This is a genomic window from Lachnospira sp. (assembly GCF_016290755.1).
Classification (GTDB): domain Bacteria; phylum Bacillota; class Clostridia; order Lachnospirales; family Lachnospiraceae; genus Lachnospira; species Lachnospira multipara.
The window spans coordinates 37,838-54,453 of sequence record NZ_JAEEVD010000012.1; the positions used below are offsets into that span (position 1 = coordinate 37,838).

At 35.8% G+C, this 16,616-nt stretch carries 14 protein-coding genes; 13 read left to right on the forward strand and 1 reads right to left on the reverse strand.

The genetic code is table 11. The features are described 5' to 3' along the window. The first annotated feature begins 62 nt into the window (after nucleotides 1-62). The 13 genes from QVA17_RS04895 to QVA17_RS04955 all read left to right on the forward strand — a co-directional run bounded on the left by QVA17_RS04895 (nucleotide 63) and on the right by QVA17_RS04955 (nucleotide 15,333). Entirely contained in the window at nucleotides 63-2,147 is a 2,085-nt protein-coding gene (locus tag QVA17_RS04895) for a RecQ family ATP-dependent DNA helicase (RefSeq protein WP_287386853.1), read from the forward strand. 142 nt (nucleotides 2,148-2,289) lie between these two features. After that, nucleotides 2,290-3,375: a GGDEF domain-containing protein gene (locus QVA17_RS04900; protein ID WP_287386854.1), complete on the forward strand. Its 1,086-nt coding sequence runs from the start codon at nucleotides 2,290-2,292 to the stop codon at nucleotides 3,373-3,375. A gap of 11 nt (nucleotides 3,376-3,386) precedes the next feature. After that, a complete protein-coding gene (gene truA / locus QVA17_RS04905; RefSeq protein WP_074520539.1) occupies nucleotides 3,387-4,130 on the forward strand; it encodes a tRNA pseudouridine(38-40) synthase TruA in 744 nt (247 codons plus the stop codon). A 170-nt stretch (nucleotides 4,131-4,300) separates the two neighbouring features. Beyond that, on the forward strand, nucleotides 4,301-5,014 hold the full coding sequence (locus QVA17_RS04910) for a hypothetical protein (RefSeq protein WP_287386855.1): 714 nt from the start codon (nucleotides 4,301-4,303) through the stop codon (nucleotides 5,012-5,014). Between the two features lie 57 nt (nucleotides 5,015-5,071). Continuing rightward, entirely contained in the window at nucleotides 5,072-5,590 is a 519-nt protein-coding gene (locus tag QVA17_RS04915) for a hypothetical protein (protein WP_287386856.1), read from the forward strand. Between the two features lie 72 nt (nucleotides 5,591-5,662). Then, complete coding sequence (gene fliB / locus QVA17_RS04920; RefSeq protein WP_287386857.1) at nucleotides 5,663-6,868, forward strand: flagellin lysine-N-methylase; 1,206 nt, start codon at nucleotides 5,663-5,665, stop codon at nucleotides 6,866-6,868. 29 nt (nucleotides 6,869-6,897) lie between these two features. Beyond that, nucleotides 6,898-8,658 (forward strand): ABC transporter ATP-binding protein, encoded by a 1,761-nt coding sequence (locus QVA17_RS04925; protein WP_287386858.1) that lies wholly within the window; start codon nucleotides 6,898-6,900, stop codon nucleotides 8,656-8,658. Continuing rightward, the gene (locus QVA17_RS04930) at nucleotides 8,658-10,421 is read left to right on the forward strand and encodes an ABC transporter ATP-binding protein (RefSeq protein WP_287386859.1); all 1,764 of its coding nucleotides are present in this window, start codon (nucleotides 8,658-8,660) and stop codon (nucleotides 10,419-10,421) included. The genes QVA17_RS04925 and QVA17_RS04930 overlap by 1 nt, the downstream gene beginning before the upstream one ends. 15 nt (nucleotides 10,422-10,436) lie before the next feature. After that, a complete protein-coding gene (locus tag QVA17_RS04935) occupies nucleotides 10,437-11,117 on the forward strand; it encodes an ABC transporter ATP-binding protein (protein WP_287386860.1) in 681 nt (226 codons plus the stop codon). Beyond that, on the forward strand, nucleotides 11,114-12,364 hold the full coding sequence (locus QVA17_RS04940; protein ID WP_287386862.1) for an ABC transporter permease: 1,251 nt from the start codon (nucleotides 11,114-11,116) through the stop codon (nucleotides 12,362-12,364). Before QVA17_RS04935 ends, QVA17_RS04940 begins: the two co-directional genes overlap by 4 nt. Before the next feature lie 2 nt (nucleotides 12,365-12,366). Then, a complete protein-coding gene (locus QVA17_RS04945; RefSeq protein WP_287386863.1) occupies nucleotides 12,367-13,413 on the forward strand; it encodes an ABC transporter permease in 1,047 nt (348 codons plus the stop codon). 36 nt (nucleotides 13,414-13,449) lie between these two features. Next, a complete protein-coding gene (locus QVA17_RS04950) occupies nucleotides 13,450-14,640 on the forward strand; it encodes an ion transporter (protein WP_287386865.1) in 1,191 nt (396 codons plus the stop codon). Between the two features lie 9 nt (nucleotides 14,641-14,649). Next, nucleotides 14,650-15,333 carry a 4'-phosphopantetheinyl transferase family protein gene (locus QVA17_RS04955; protein ID WP_287386867.1) on the forward strand — a complete coding sequence of 228 codons (684 nt, stop codon included), beginning with the start codon at nucleotides 14,650-14,652 and terminating at the stop codon, nucleotides 15,331-15,333. Nucleotides 15,334-15,809: 476 nt separating this feature from the next. On the opposite strand, the gene QVA17_RS04960 is transcribed toward QVA17_RS04955, so the two are convergent. Continuing rightward, entirely contained in the window at nucleotides 15,810-16,427 is a 618-nt protein-coding gene (locus tag QVA17_RS04960; protein WP_027431742.1) for a cytidylate kinase-like family protein, read from the reverse strand. Between the last annotated feature and the right edge of the window lie 189 nt (nucleotides 16,428-16,616).

The window sequence follows — 16,616 nt, forward strand, 5'->3', positions numbered from 1 at the left end:
ATACATGAGTGAATTTAGAGTGTTGCCCATAAGGGTGACACTCTTTTTTTGAAAGGAATTCTATGACAAGTAATGAAATATTAAAATCTGTTTTCGGTTATGAAGAATTTAGAAGCGGACAAAAAGAAATAATAGATGAGATATTAGCAAAGAAAGATTGTCTTGGAATTATGCCAACGGGCGCTGGTAAGTCCATTTGCTATCAGGTACCAGCCCTACAACTTCCCGGTATAACAATAGTTATTTCGCCTCTTATATCTTTAATGAAGGACCAGGTCTTTGCCCTTAATCAGGCAGGTATTCATGCGGCCTACATTAATAGTTCCCTTACAGAAAGACAGATTTCTATGGCCTTTGATAATGCTTGCAGAGGTCAGTATAAAATCATATATATAGCGCCGGAAAGACTAGATACTAAGCGCTTTTTCGAGCTTATTCACGCAGTGGATATTTCCATGGTGGCAGTCGATGAGGCCCACTGTATTTCTCAGTGGGGACAGGACTTTAGACCGGCATATCTAAATATCGTAAAGTTTGTAAATATGCTTGAGAGAAGACCGGTTATCGCTGCATTTACAGCAACTGCCACAAAGGAAGTTAAGGAAGATATTATTAAGATTTTAGGTCTAAATAATCCGCAAGTTTTTATAACTAGTTTTGATAGACCAAATCTATACTTTAGAGTGAAGCACGTGACAAGTAAGCCTGTAGAGGCCCTTAGATACTGCTCAGAACATAGAGATGAATGCGGTATTGTCTACTGTGCAACTAGGAAAAATGTAGACGAGATATGTGATTTACTCAATAGTAAGGGCATTCCTGCAACCAGATATCATGCGGGTTTGACAAACAAGGAACGTAGCAAGAATCAGGACGATTTCATATATGATAGGGTTAAAGTTGTGGTGGCAACTAACGCTTTTGGTATGGGTATTGATAAGTCCGATGTAAGATATGTCCTTCACTATAACATGCCACAGTCTATGGAAAATTATTATCAGGAGGCAGGTAGAGCAGGCCGAGACGGAGAAGAGTCAGAGTGCTTATTACTTTATAATCCTCAGGATATTATTATTAACAGATTCCTAATTGAGAACAAGGAAGCTAAGGATGACATAGATATTGAAACTCAAAAGGAAATTGCTAGACGAGATAGTAAGCGATTACAGGTTATGATTGATTACTGTAATACTACAGCTTGTCTTCGTACCTTTATTTTACAGTATTTCGGGGAGCAGGCAGACTATAAGGATAGCAGAGCTAATTCCATGACCGCCTGTGGACATTGCTGCAATTGCTGTAATGAAGTGGATTTTGTGGATGTGACAAATGAAGCTAGTAAGCTAGTGGACTGCGTCTATGAACTAGGAGAAAGATTTGGCCAGGGCATGGTTATATCTGTTCTTCGAGGGGATGACAACGACAGAATTATTAGAATGGGACTTAATGAATTATCCTCTTTTGCAAGCCTAGCAAGTCTATCTGAACGCTCTTTAAAGGACATTATAAATGAACTTATAAGACAGGAAGTTCTAGTAAAGACCGCAGGTCAGTATCCACTTCTTCAAATGGGACCAAGACGAAAGGTCTTTGATAATGGTGATATTAAGATTAGTATTCGTGATGAAGGCAAAGATAGCAGCTTTAAGAGAGAACTTACAAGGTCTAGAAAGCGTAGTCTAAGCTCTATGTCAGAGTCTGATTTCTCGGGCGGCAGAGCAGGTTCTAGCTATGGAGCTTTTGGAGCTGGCTATGGCTCGTCAAGCTATGGATATTCTGACTACGGAGATGACTATTCTTATGGCAGCGCAGGAGCTAAGGGACGTAAACGTGGACCTGCAGGAATTAGTAGAGATTACTATACTTCTGCAAGTAAGATAAATCTAAGCCCTGAGGCAGAAGAGCTACTTGCCAACTTAAAGCAAGTTAGAAAGAGCATTGCGGCTAGAGAGAAGATGCCAGCCTACATCATATTTGGTGATAAGACTTTGATGCAAATGTGTATCTATCGACCAACAAGCTACGAGGAAATGCTTGGTATCTCAGGTGTTGGTGAGAATAAGAATAAAAAATACGGTCTTGAATTTGCTAGAGAAATAGCAAGATTTGATGGCAAAAAGATAGATGATAGTGACTGGGATTTGTAAAATAGCTTTAGTAAGCGAGTCTAAAGGCTAAGAAGGCTTCATATACATATATAGTAATAATGTATAATATTGACAAAGGTTTCTTTAGAAATTAAAATTTAATTAGAAGTTATTGAACGTGATTTTTAATAAAGAGGCCAGTATGAGTGAATTTGAAGCAAGAATTAGATCGCTTATTTTACGAATTATATTAGTTACTATTATATTTGATATAATAAGCAATATTGGATTAACAATTTATTATATAGTTACAGATGATTTAGGTTCGGAAATATCTGTGTATTTGTCGGAACGCATTATAATGCCAACTGCAATTAATGTGCTTGCCCTAATTGCGGCGAAGCGTTTTAATGACTCTAAGAAAGAAACAGCTAAGTCAAAATATTGGGCATGTGCTATGGCCTTTGCAACAGTAGTGGGCTCTTTAGCAGTTTTCCAATGCTATTTTCCATGCCTTTGGACAGGACCAGCAATAGCCATGATCTTTTGTAGCATTTTCCATGACTTTAAATTAATAAGGGTAATGTTTATCTACAGTATGGGCATTATTGCCTTGGCCTATGTCTTTGTGGTGGGGGACTATCCTGAGAATATGTCCTTTTACATGCAGTGCGCTATAGTTAGTGCCATAATTACAGTGATTGCATTTCTATTAGCAAACGCCATGGAGGAATATGCAAGAAATGTGGCAAAGCTTAATAGGGAAAATCTTGAAAAAGAGATAGAGCTTAAAAGAAGACTAGATTTCGACCCTTTAACAGAGGTACATTCAAGAGGTTATATGGATCTGCGCGGCGAGGAGATGCTTAAAAATGCTGATAGATTTAATCCAGTAACTGTTGCTATAATAGACATTGATGATTTTAAACAAATTAATGATAAATATGGACATGAAAATGGAGACAAGGTTTTAAGGACTTTGGGCCTTCTCCTAAACAGTCTTATTGATGAGAGACATACAATCGTTGGCAGATACGGCGGCGAGGAGTTCTTATTTATTTTTGAAGGTGGCAACATAAATGAGCATGAGGCATTACTTGATGCCCTAAGAGAGAGTTTTTCTCTTATAAATTATGCTTTTATGGGGCCAACTAATAACTCTTGTTCCTTTAGTGGCGGTATCACTGTGACCTATGAAAGACAGCATTTAGATGAGGTCTTTAAGGTGGCAGATGAGGCACTTTACATTGCTAAGGGCAAGGGGAAAAATAACATAGTTAGGAAGTAAAGGTTAAGTTTATGAAGAATTACAAAATGACTGTATGCTATGACGGTAGTAGATTTTACGGATGGGAGCACCAGCCAGATATAGAGATGACAATTCAGGGAAAGCTTGAGTCGGTTTTAAAGGAAATGCTAGGCCAGGAAGTAGAGGTTATTGGTTGTGGTAGGACCGATGCAGGAGTTCATGCTAAGGCATACATTTGCAATGTCCACATGGAAACTGAAATGTCAGAGAAGGAAATCAGGGATTATATGAATCACTATCTACCTGATGATATCGGGGTTAATGAGGTGAAGGTGGCTTCGGATAGATTCCACGCTAGATATAATGCCATGGGTAAAACTTACCAGTATGCTTGTTATATCGGGGATAAGAAGCCTGTATTTGATAGAAAATATGTCACAGTCCTTGAGGGCAAAATTAACGTCGAGGCTATAAAAAAGGCCGCAAGTTACTTAGTTGGAGAACATGATTTTAAGTCTTTTTGTGGAAACCCAAAGATGAAGAAGTCCACAGTTCGAGAGATTTATTCTATAGATGTTACATGTAGAAATGGCTATATGTATCTAACATATCATGGAAAGGGATTTTTACAGTATATGGTAAGAATTCTTTCAGGTACCCTAATTGAGGTAGGAGAGGGAAAGAGAAGCCCAGAGTCTATTATAGATTTGATTGAGGCAAAGGATAGAAGCCTTGCTGGACCAACCGCTCCTGCAAGGGGATTAACTCTATTAAAAGTTCACTATGCCAAATAGAAGAAACAAAACTTGTTATAGATATCAAAAATTCAATCTTTTATGGAAATTTATGCCTATATAATGTAAAATAAAGGTTGTTTATCTCATTTGCAGATAAATATGAGTTTAGTTGGAGTCGCAATGTCTAACTAGACAAGACTTGATAATATAGGGAGGTTTTTTACAAGATGACCCAGAAAACTAAAGTGGCCAACGTGTTTTTCAGAATAGTGATTTTTCTTGGCCTTATCGCATCAATTGTAGGAATTGTTGAGATGTGCTTGATTGCACTAAAAGAGAATTATTCAACTAATACCGCTGTAATTTATTATGGCATGGCGAATAACCTATTTATTTGGACAATTGCCTTCATGGTTCTTACAGGAATTTCAGTTTTAGCTTTTATTATGAATTTTGTTTCACATAAGGCAGTGGGTACCCTTTCTTATGTATTAAGAACAATTTTTATCTTTGTTGAAGCTTTAATTAACATTATTTTATGCACTGTAGCTTATGTATTTAACGTAGTTGCCGCAGTACTTCTTGGATATTTACCAGTAGAGAAAGTTTATGAAGTTAATTCATATATTGACGATGTAGATAAGCTTGAAACCTTAGTTGCAATCCTTGTATGTGCAACAATTGCAGCTTTTATCTTCTATTTGATTTTAAGTGTTACATCAATTGTTTCACTTCATAAGATGAATAATAAGCTTTTTGAAAATGCATCACAGCTACAACAGAAGAATTACACAGCACAGGCAACTGAAGAAGTGACTTTAGAGGAAGTTGTTGAGACTCCAGTAGAGCAGGCAAAGCCTACAACTGAGACAGTAGCTCCAGTAGCTCAGACAGAGCCTACAGCTTCAAGTCAGGATTTTTCAGGATTTAATAATAACTAAAATTAAAGAGCAGGAATAATCCTGCTCTTATGTTCTTTATAGCAGATTAGGAGGCTTATGGATAAGGTATATAGAAAAAGACAACTTGCATTTAGCATAGTTCTTTTACTTGGAGAACTAACAGGAATTAGATCTGTTATTTATATGTTAACATTTATTGGAAATTATAAGGATTTATCAGATGCTTCAGCTTTTGAAATGGGAGTTTCAGTGGGACTAAATTATATGCTTTTTTCAGTGCTTATAACTATAAGCTTCATTTTAAGTATTAGAGCTAAAGCAGCAGTTAAGCATATGGAGTATCTTAGCCGTAACATTGATATGGTCATTGCAGTAATAATTACAAGTTCATCTTCAGTGGCAGTGCTTATTGTCATGATGCTTGGCTATGCAAGATATATGGGCGATATGGATATGCTTGCAAGAATTTATGAGTCAGAAGAAGTTAAGTTACTTATCTCAAATCCGCAGGAGTTCTACATTTACATGATTGCAGTAGCAATTATTTTACCACTAGCAATTAAGTCGATTTTTGACATTATAAATTACTTTAGAACTAGAAAAATAGAAGATTAAGAGATTAGAAGATAAATATAGAAGAAAAGAAGAAGTAAAAGATTATTGAAAATGAGGAAGTAAGTGGGAAAAATGAAACTAGTAACACCTAAGTATTATGAGGAATTTAAATGCATCGCGGGAGACTGCACAGATACTTGTTGTGCAGGCTGGGATGTGGATGTAGACAAGAAATCAAACGATTTTTATAAGACAGTAACAGGACCTTTCGGGGATAGACTAAAGGCGGTTTCTGTAGATGATGAAGAGGGCGGCTGCACATTTACCTTAACAAAGGAAAAAAGATGTCCCTTCTTAAATGATGCTAATCTTTGTGATTTATATACAGAGTTAGGAGAGGACAAGCTTTGCGATACCTGTGCAGAGTTTCCAAGATTTATTAACAATTTTGGCGCCTTAAGAGAGATGGGAATTGCACCATCTTGTAAGACAGCTGGGGAAATTATATTTGCCAAAAGAGGAATGATGGAATTTAGCGAATCCGATATTGATGAGGATATCGCTCTTAATGACATCGACCCTTTTGTATATATGCTTCTTAGAAGGGCAAGAAAGCTAAGCTTTAACTTAATTAATGACACGGATTATAAGTTGGGCGAGCGTATTGCAGCCTTCCTTGCAATGAGCAGGGATGTGCAGCGACTTCTTGATATTCAGGAAGATGAGAAGATAGGCAACGTGCTAAAGGCCTATGAGAATAAGGATTTGGTGGATGAGGCCATTAAAAACATTAGAAAGAGACGTCTTGAATCAGAGACACTCTCTGCTAGAAAACTTGGTTTCCCTCAGGATGCTAAGCATTTTGAGCAGATCAAACACTACTTTGATAGTTTTGAAGGCATGGAAGTTATCAACCCTGATTGGTATAAAGTCTGTCAGGCTGTGGATAAGTTCTACGAAGATATCAAGGAAAGTAGAAAAGCTATTGAATTAAAGGACGAATTCAATGAATACTACAAGGATAGACTTGCTGAGTATGACCAGTTATTTAACTACACAATATTTAGATATCTACTAGATGCAGTTAATGACTACGATTTACTCTTAAAGACTACAATTTGTATTGTTTGGTATATTGTTTTAAAGGCAGCAGACATTGCGGTTTGGTATTGCAATGGAAAGACACTATCCTTTACAGAACAAGTTGATATAGCACATTTATACTCAAGACAATTTGAACACTCTTATTCTAATTTTGAAGTGTACAACGAAATGTTTGAAACAAATGAAATATATTCCGTAACTAATCTAGAAGCAATTTGCTTAATGTTTGACTAGTTTGGAATAGTAAGAAAGGTAATTTTAGTATGAAGATGATAATGAGGTATTTGGAAAAATTCAAAAAAGAATGCGTATTAGCACCACTTTTTAAAATGCTAGAAGCAGTATTTGAACTTTTTGTTCCTATTGTAGTTTCTGCAATTATCGATAAGGGTATTGCAAACGACGATATTGCTTTTATTTTAAAATCTAGTGTAATGCTTGTATTCCTTGCGATGATTGGACTTGCAAGTTCAATAACAGCTCAATATTTTAGTGCGAAGGCAGCCATTGGATGTGCAACAAAACTAAGATATAGCGTGTATGAGCATATCTTAGGATTATCTTTTACAGATTATGATGAAGTTGGAACATCAACATTGATTACAAGATTAACTTCTGATATTAATCAGATTCAAAATGGTGTTAACTTAGTTTTAAGACTATTCCTTCGTTCACCATTTATTGTATTTGGTGCAATGATTATGGCCTTTACAATTAATGTAAAGATCGCTCTTGTATTCGTGGTTACAATTCCTGTATTAGCATTTATTGTTTTTGGAATTATGCTTATTACAAGACCTATGTATCGCGATGTTCAGAATAAGTTAGATAAAGTCCTTTTAACTACTAGAGAGAACTTAACAGGTGTTAGAGTTATTCGTGCCTTTAATAAGCAGGCTAAGGAAAATGTAAAGTTTAAGGCAGAAAACGAAGACCTCAATAAGCTTCAGAGAGTAGTTGGTAGAATATCAGGTCTTATGAATCCTTTGACTTATGTGGTTGTAAATGCTGCTATTGTAGCCTTAATTTACTTTGGTGCTATCAAGGTTAACACAGGTTCCATGACACAGGGACAGGTTGTTGCCCTTTATAACTATATGTCACAGATTTTAGTAGAGTTAATTAAGCTTGCTAACCTTATTGTAACTATTACTAAGGCCCTTGCTTGTGCAGGTAGAGTAGAAAGCGTATTAGCTATTGAATCTTCTATGGATTTTGTAGAAAAGAGACAGGAATTAGGTCTTGATGAAAATGTATCTAATAAACAGCCTAAGTTAGAACTTCGCAATGCATCCCTATGCTATAAGGGAAACAGTGAGGACTCAGTTTCTAATATAAATCTTGTTGCTAAGAAAGGTGATATGATTGGAATCATTGGTGGTACTGGTTCAGGTAAAACTACAGTGGCAAATCTTATCTCTAGATTTTATGATGCAACAAAGGGTAGCGTACTTATTGATGGTGTAGATGTTAAGGATATTCCTAGAGAAGAGCTTGTAAAGAAGGTATCAGTTTGTATGCAGAAGGCTGTTTTATTTAGTGGAACAGTAAGAGAGAACTTAACAATGGGGAGAAAGGATATCCCAGAGGAAGTTCTTGAAAAGGCAGTGGAAGTTTCTCAGTCTAAGGAATTCTTATCAAAGAAGGAAGGCTATCTTGATTACATGATAAATCAAGGGGCTAAGAATCTTTCAGGTGGTCAGAAGCAAAGACTTAATATTGCAAGAGCATTAGCTGCAAGTCCAGAGATTCTTATTTTAGATGACTGTTCTTCAGCTCTTGATTATGCAACAGATGCAGCACTTCGAAACGCAATCGTAAGAGACTTAAAAGATGTAACAACTGTTATTATTTCACAGAGAGCCGCTTCCTTACTTAATTGTACAAAGATTATTGTACTTGATGACGGTAAGATGGTAGGCGAGGGAACTCATGAAGAGTTACTTGAAAACTGCGAAATTTATAAGGAAATCTACGATTCTCAATTTAGCTCACAGGCTAAAGTTGTAGGAGGTGCACACTAATGAAAAACAATAATAAGAAAACAGTGATTTTTAAGATTTTAGATAGAGTAAAAAATTATAAGCTAGCTTTAGCAACAAGTATTGTTATGGCTATTGTAACAGTAGTTTGTCAGCTTTACGTTCCAATTTTAATTGGTAGAGCTATTGATTTAATTGTAGGTCCTGGAGAAGTGGATTTTACAGGTATTGCAAAGGTTTTAGGACAGATTGGAATATTTATCTTTGGGGTATTTTTATCTCAGTGGATCATGAATATGTGTAACAACAAGATTACCTTTGGTGTAACAAAGGACATTAGAGATGAGGCTTTTGATAAGATTGAAACTCTCCCTCTAAAGTACATTGACGGTAATTCTTATGGTGATATCGTAAGTAGAGTAATTGCCGATGTAGATACATTTGCAGACGGATTACTTATGGGCTTTACACAGTTCTTTACAGGTGTGCTAACAATTATTGGTACTCTTGGTTTTATGTTCTTTATTGACTTTAGAATAACATTGCTTGTATTCTTACTTACACCACTTTCACTTCTTATTGCTTGGTTTATTGCAAAGAAGACCTTTAACAGCTTTAAGAGACAGTCAGAGACTAGAGGCGAGCAGACAGCGCTTATTGATGAATCTATTAACGGCGTAAAGATTATTAAGTCTTTTAATAGTGAGCAGAAGTATCTTAAAGAATTTGATGAAATTAATGAACGACTTGCTGAGTATTCATTAAAGGCTGTATTCTTTTCAAGTTTAACAAATCCTTCTACTAGATTTGTAAACTCTTTAGTTTATGCAGTAGTTGCTGTAAGTGGTGGTATTTTAGCTATTAACGGCGGTATTTCCGTTGGTGAACTTGTTTCATTTTTAAGTTATGCAAACCAGTATACTAAGCCATTTAATGAGATTTCTGGAGTTATAACTGAATTACAGAATTCAATTGCTTGTGCCGCTAGAATTTTTGAGCTTATTGAAGAAGATTCAGAGATTTCAGATGAGGGCAAGTTAGAGCTTTCAGAAATATCTGGTAAGGTTGATTTGGAAAATGTATACTTCTCATATACAGAAGACACACAGTTAATTACAGACTTTAATTTAGATGTTAAGCCAGGTCAGAGAATTGCAATCGTTGGCCCAACAGGTTGTGGTAAGACTACATTAATTAACTTACTTATGCGTTTTTATGATGTTAATGAAGGAAGCATTAAAATTAGTGGTCATGACTTAAGAGACATAACAAGAGAATCTTTAAGAAATGGCTTTGGTATGGTATTACAGGAGACTTGGCTTAAGTCAGGTACAATTAGAGATAATATCGTTATGGCTAAGGAAGATGCCAGCGAAGAAGAGATTATTAATGCTTGTAAAGAGGCTTATTCATGGGGCTTTATTAAGAAGTTACCAAAGGGCCTTGATACTGAGATTGGTGAAGATGGCGGAAGTCTTTCAGCAGGTCAGAAGCAGCTTTTATGTATTACAAGAATCATGCTTGCTAACCCACCAATGCTTATCTTAGATGAGGCTACATCTTCAATTGATACAAGAACAGAATTAAAGATCCAAGATGCATTTGCAAAATTAATGAATGGAAAGACAAGCTTTATCGTAGCCCACAGACTTTCAACAATTAAAAATGCAGACGTAATCTTAGTTATGAAAGACGGAAATATATTAGAACAGGGAAATCATGAAGAGCTATTAAAGGCTAATGGTTTCTATAAGAAGCTTTACGACAGTCAGTTTATTAAGGCTTCTGATGAAGAGGAAGAGTAATAAAGAGGTAATTTTATGGCATTTATTCAGGTAGAAAATGTGACTAAGCGTTATGGCAAGAATTACATTTTAAAGGATATAAATATTGAGGTAAATAAGGGTGAATGTGCCGTTATTATTGGCGCAAACGGCTGCGGCAAGACAACACTTTTATCTATACTTGCAGGAAGTAATAAGGCTAGTTCAGGAAAGATAACTATTGACGGAGTTAATGCGATTTCAAATAGCAAAAGCTTTGATAAGATGATTGGATACATCCCTCAGGAAAATCCACTACTTGAAGGACTAAGTGTTAGAGATAATCTAAAGTTTTGGTATGTTGGAACTAACAGAAATATGGAGGAGGACCTAAAGTCAGGTGCTCCTGCCATATTTGGTGTCACAAAATTTCTTGATAAGAAGGTGGAGCAGTTATCAGGAGGTATGAAGAAGCGTCTTAGTATTTGTGCGGCTCTTGCAAAGAATCCACCAATTCTTATTCTTGATGAGCCAGGGGCTTCTCTTGATATTGTTTGTAAGCAGGAAATTAAGGAATATATTGAAAAGTATATGGCAGTTGGCGGAACAGTGATTTTAGCTAGCCATGAGGATTACGAGATTAATCTTGCAACGAAAATGTATCTCTTAAATGATGGCGTTTTAAAGGAAGTAGAAGTTGGAAGTCACAATGAAATTATGAGGGGACTAGCACGATGAAAAAGAAATTAGAGTATTTAAGACTACAGATTATTAGTAGTTTTACTTGGGTCCCTAAAATAATTTTGGTGTCGCTAATCTTAGCTATAATCATTGGGGCAGCAGCCTTTGGAATATCTGCTTGTACATCTAATTCAGATGATTCCTCTCTTTTAAAGGTGGCAATAGTATATGACGATAATGATAATTCAAAATACATAAGGCAGGCTATGTCTTTAATTGCAGATGAAGAAAGCGTTTCGTCAGTCTGCAGTTTGGTGGAAATGGATGAAGAAAGTGCCCTAACAGGCCTTAAGGATGGAACTGTGGATGTTGTTGTGCTTATTCCTAAGGGACTTATAAGAAGTATTATGAATGGTCAGAATAAGACAATTGAAATGATCTTCCCAAGTGTTGGTGTTAATAATTCTTCTTATATTTATCAGGAGATGATAAATGCCGGTACAAGCGTTGTAAGTACTGCTGAAGCAGGAGTTTATTCTATGGATGATGTCCTAAATGCTCTTTTTAGTGGTCAGAAGGATAAACAGACAGAATTAGAAAATAAACTTAGCGAAATCTACTTTAGTTACGGCCTTGATAGAAGCATCTACTTTAGTGTAACAGATGTTTCAAAGACAGAAGGCCTCTCAACTACACAGTTTTATATAGCCACTGGTTTCATGCTTTTATTGCTATTTAGCGGTATAGTTTGCGAGAAACTTTTTGTGGTAAATAACAACAGCCTAACTAGGGTGTTAAGAATTTCAGGAATTAAAGAAGGCTACATAAGCTTTTCAAGAATAATGGGAATATGCTTGGTTTACACAGGATTTTTCTGGCTGGTATGCATTTTCCTAGGAATAGTTGGACTACGTTTCCCGGCAGTGTTTAATTACTACGAGCTTAGTTCACCTCTAGATTTAATCACTTCCTTAATAGGTCTTTTTGTGATTAATTATGCAATTCTTAGCTTTATATTTTTTATATTTGTATTAATAGATAATACAATTTATAAGGTTATAGGCCTTTTTATAATAGGAATAGTCTGCATGTATATGTCTGGCTGTATAATTCCTAGCTCACTTCTACCTAATGCTGTAAGAATAATAGGAAACTTCTTACCAACCTACTATTTCTTCAGATTAATAGGACAGATAATGACAACTAATATTAATCCAATCTTGCTTTTTGAAAATGTATTGATTGCTGTAGTTTTAACATCACTTGCAAGTTTGGTGCTTAAATTAAGGGTGAGAAGGGAGTAGTTATGAAAAGGGTTTTATTTTGGATATATTTAATGCTAAAGAAGCAGATTAAGAATCCCTTTATTGTTGGGCTTTTGATTGCTATTCCTTTAGTAACTTTGATTGCAAAAAGTATTCCTGCTTTGAATAAATCGGACACGATTCAGATAGGACTATGTCTATCAGATGAAGATGAAATGGCTACAAATACAGTGGAAGCGTTAATTTCCGGAGATTATCCAGTGAATTTTTACTTAGTTGATTCAAGAGAGGATTTGCTTGAAGATATAGTAAACAAAAAGGCTGAGTGCGGTTATGTATTTGGAGAAAATATTTCTGATAAGATAATGGAGGATAACTATAACGGAATTATTGAGTGTGTTATAAATGAATCTAATTATGTAAGTTCAATGACTAACGAGATTGTATTTTCCCAGTTATTTAAGAACTTCGCAGATGATGTATTAGTGGACTTTATATCTGATAATAAGATATTTTCAGAAAAATTAGATAAGGCCATAGTCAACGCTAAATCTAGATATGAAAAATACTTATCAAGCGATGTAACTTTTCATATAGACTTTACTGTGCTTGATAGCGATGATACTTCTAGAAGTGAAATGACTCAAACAACAGGAAAATTTCCGTTAAGAGCCATCCTTTATATATTAATATTTGCAGGAGGCTTGTTTGGGGTAGCTTGGTTTTTAGAAGATGAGGCAAAGGGAAGCTATGTAACTTTATCAAAGAGATATAAGATACTTGCAAGACCTGTATATGCCTTTATTGGCGCTTTTCTTTTTTGGATTTCTTCAAGCATTGCCCTAGTTATTTCAGGAAATAGTATAAGTCTTAAAAAAGCATTATTAGGTATTGTTTATGTTATCCTAGTAACGCTTTATGCTTGGGTGCTTGGTAGCATTTTCAAAAGAATAGAAAGTTATATAGCAATTACCTTCGTTTTAATTGTTGCCTGCTTTATATTCTGCCCAGTATTTATAAATATTTCGCTATATTTAGATGCTGCTAAGTATATAAGTTATTTATTGCTACCTAATTATTTTATTTAAGTTTTATAAATGTCTGTCTTAGTGGGGGGAAGAGTTATGGATAATAAGAAGAAGCGAGTTTTTGAAATTATTCAAATTGGATATGTAGGAGATTGTCAAAGCAGGCTTTTTGACATTTACATTACTACTGCCATCTTACTAAATTTGGTGATTGCAGTGGCGGACACCTTTGATGAGCTAGCGGCTTACTCATACATTTTCGATAGTATTGAGTTAATTACAGTCCTTGGCTTTACAGTGGAGTACGGGTTAAGAGTCTGGACATCCAATCTTCTCTATCCTAATGAAACGAAAGTAAAAGCGCTTTTAAGATATGTGTTATCCTTTGATGGAATTATAGATTTTCTTTCCTTTGTTCCATTTTACTTGCCTTTCTTTTTTCCTAGCGGAGCAGTGGCTTTTAGAATGTTTAGAGTTGTCAGAATCATGAGATTATTTAGAGTAAATGCCTACTCAGACGCTCTAAGTGTGATTTCTAAGGTTATTATTCGAAAAAGAGAGCAGATTTTATCTTCTGTTTTTATTGTTTTGACTTTGATGATTGCCTCTTCCTTATGCATGTATAGTGTAGAGCATGAGGCCCAGCCCGATGTTTTTGAAAATGCATTTTCGGGCTTTTGGTGGTCTGTGTCCACATTACTTACAGTAGGCTATGGAGATATTTATCCAATAACAGCGCTAGGCAAGTTACTTAGTATTGCAATTACGATTCTGGGTGTTGGTATTGTAGCTATTCCAACAGGTATTATTAGTGCCGGTTTTGTTGAAGAGTATAACAATACAAGGCGTTCAAGTGACATAGAAAACATTGAAGATATTAAGTTTGTAAGAATTAACATTACAAAAGAACACAGTTGGGTTTCAAAGCAAATAAGGGATTTGAAAATTCCAGAAGGTCTTATATTTGCAGCAATTATAAGAAAAGGTGAGGCTATTGTGCCAAAGGGCGACACAATTATTATGATAGCAGATCAAGTGGTTTTAGCAGCTCAAGCTTATAATGATGACTATAAAATTCACATAAGAGAAATCGAGCTAAAGGATAGGAATCCTTGGCTTGGACATGCAATTAAGGACATAGATATATCTAGACACAGTCTGGTTCTTATGATTAAGAGAGGAAATAGAATACTTATACCTAAGGGTAATACCATATTAAAAAGTGGAGATTGTGTTTTCGTATATTCAAAGAAGAATATACAGGACTCAACAGAAATTGACCTATAAGGAGTATAAATGATTAAGATATATTTAGCTAATGCTTGTACTTTAAAGGAGGTTAGCGAAATTGCATATGCAAAATTAACTGATTACCGCAAGAAAAAAACAGATAAATTACATGTAGAAATGCCCCGCCTAACAAGCATCATGGCAGGCTTGCTTTTAAATTATGCAACAAAGGATTATCTAAATTGTAAATTAGAAGATGACAAAAGTTGTGCAATAAAGAAACTAGCAACAGAAGACCTGATTGATGGTTACGACACAGATTACGATTTTGAAATTGAAGAAATCGGACAAGGAAAGCCGGTTTATAAAGAAAGAACGGATATACATTTTAACATTTCTCATACAGCAAATATAGTAGTAGTTGCCATTGCCTCAAAGCCAATCGGCATTGACATTGACGGCAATAGAAATTTTAGCGACAGAATGATAGATAAATTTTATTCAAAAAAGGAAGCAGCTTGGGTATATGGAAATGACCTAACAAAGCAGGATAGATTCTTTAGTCTTTGGACTATGAAGGAAGCTTTCTCAAAGTTACTTGGTGACGGAATTGCTAGAACAATTCTTAATGTAGAATTTTTACATGACACTGATATAGTGGAGTGTTATTATAAAGGCGAAAAGCAGGATGTTATAATAGAAGAACAAGAATATTGTGGATATAAAATTGCAGTGATTAGGGAGGCCTAGTCACTGTTTTTTTGTGGCTTGATATTGTGAGGCTGTTTTGTGCGGCTGTTTATTTTGGGGAATTTTGGAATTGTAGGGGTGAAATAAGAATTATTAGGGTGATTGATTTTGGAGCCGAAATTGGAATAATTGACCTAACGGGACTTAAATATAGTCCCTAGGTCAATTTATCCCGGAACGTGAAAACTTCACGACCATTCCAACTTGCTAAAAGCGGTAGAGTTAGATTGGTGGGTTTGCGTTTTGTGGTGGTGTAGAAAGGTAATGGAGTTTTGCTATAACTTCGAAAAGACAATTCTAAGCTTGTTGGCACTTAAAAAATCCAGAACAAGATAATCCGCTGTCGAAGACAGAGATTATCAAAGTTCTGGATTTTTGCTAGTACCACTACAAGCTTAGCTTAGTGGGAGCGTGTCTTTGAGAAGTTAATAGTAAAACGCAATGACCGTTTTACAATACATTCCAAAAGCATCCCACTAATCCAACTCATCAATATGCTTCTTAACTATATCCGCAATGATATCTGCGCATCTTTCTGGGCCGATGACACCAGTGTTTAAGCAGATGTCGTAATTGTGGTAGTCACCCATTTCCTGATGAGTGTACTGTTTGTAGTAAGTTTCTCTTAAAATGTCGTGTCTTTCACGGGCCTTCTTAGGATTGAGGCCGAAATTTTCTTCAAGCTCACCTGTACGCTTTGTACGAACTTCTTTATCGGCGTATAGGAAAACATTAAAACATGGAATTCCAGCTTGCTTTAAAACGTAGCCGGCGCAACGACCAACGATGATACAAGGCTTTTTTGAAAGGTTAATAATAACTTCCTTTTGTGCATGGAAGATTCCATCATAAGAACTTGTATAAACCATGGCGTTGTTCATAAGGCTGTTCATAAAACGAGTAGCACGGCTCATAGCCTCGCCTTCTCTTCTAATATCATCTTCAGAATAACCGCTTCTTTTAGCAGTTTCCTTTACGAAATCCTTGTCATAAAAAGGAATGTCTAGAGTGTCAGCTAGGCGCTTTGCAACTGTACGGCCATAGGCTGCGTATTCTCTACTGATAGTGATTACTGGATATTTTAAATTTTCCATAAAACCCCTCCTGGTAAATGTTATTTGATAGTGGCGGCCCTTGTGGGCTGCCACTTTTTAAGTACATTGTAAAGCGGACATTCGGAATCCGCTTCGCTACTTCCTCATGAACGCAGTGGCACTTTGTGCCACCTGTCAGAAGGGGCTTTAACCCCTTCTGACACTAGTAAGCTTTATACCCCCGCTTAA

Excerpts from the sequence above, each read along its gene's own strand:
- QVA17_RS04895 (WP_287386853.1), top strand. The coding sequence starts at position 63 with ATGACAAGTAATGAAATATTAAAATCTGTTTTCGGTTATGAAGAATTT.
- QVA17_RS04900 (WP_287386854.1), top strand. The coding sequence starts at position 2,290 with ATGAGTGAATTTGAAGCAAGAATTAGATCGCTTATTTTACGAATTATA.
- truA (WP_074520539.1), top strand. The coding sequence starts at position 3,387 with ATGAAGAATTACAAAATGACTGTATGCTATGACGGTAGTAGATTTTAC.
- QVA17_RS04910 (WP_287386855.1), top strand. The coding sequence starts at position 4,301 with ATGACCCAGAAAACTAAAGTGGCCAACGTGTTTTTCAGAATAGTGATT.
- QVA17_RS04915 (WP_287386856.1), top strand. The coding sequence starts at position 5,072 with ATGGATAAGGTATATAGAAAAAGACAACTTGCATTTAGCATAGTTCTT.
- fliB (WP_287386857.1), top strand. The coding sequence starts at position 5,663 with ATGAAACTAGTAACACCTAAGTATTATGAGGAATTTAAATGCATCGCG.
- QVA17_RS04925 (WP_287386858.1), top strand. The coding sequence starts at position 6,898 with ATGAAGATGATAATGAGGTATTTGGAAAAATTCAAAAAAGAATGCGTA.
- QVA17_RS04930 (WP_287386859.1), top strand. The coding sequence starts at position 8,658 with ATGAAAAACAATAATAAGAAAACAGTGATTTTTAAGATTTTAGATAGA.
- QVA17_RS04935 (WP_287386860.1), top strand. The coding sequence starts at position 10,437 with ATGGCATTTATTCAGGTAGAAAATGTGACTAAGCGTTATGGCAAGAAT.
- QVA17_RS04940 (WP_287386862.1), top strand. The coding sequence starts at position 11,114 with ATGAAAAAGAAATTAGAGTATTTAAGACTACAGATTATTAGTAGTTTT.
- QVA17_RS04945 (WP_287386863.1), top strand. The coding sequence starts at position 12,367 with ATGAAAAGGGTTTTATTTTGGATATATTTAATGCTAAAGAAGCAGATT.
- QVA17_RS04950 (WP_287386865.1), top strand. The coding sequence starts at position 13,450 with ATGGATAATAAGAAGAAGCGAGTTTTTGAAATTATTCAAATTGGATAT.
- QVA17_RS04955 (WP_287386867.1), top strand. The coding sequence starts at position 14,650 with ATGATTAAGATATATTTAGCTAATGCTTGTACTTTAAAGGAGGTTAGC.
- QVA17_RS04960 (WP_027431742.1), bottom strand. The coding sequence starts at position 16,427 with ATGGAAAATTTAAAATATCCAGTAATCACTATCAGTAGAGAATACGCA.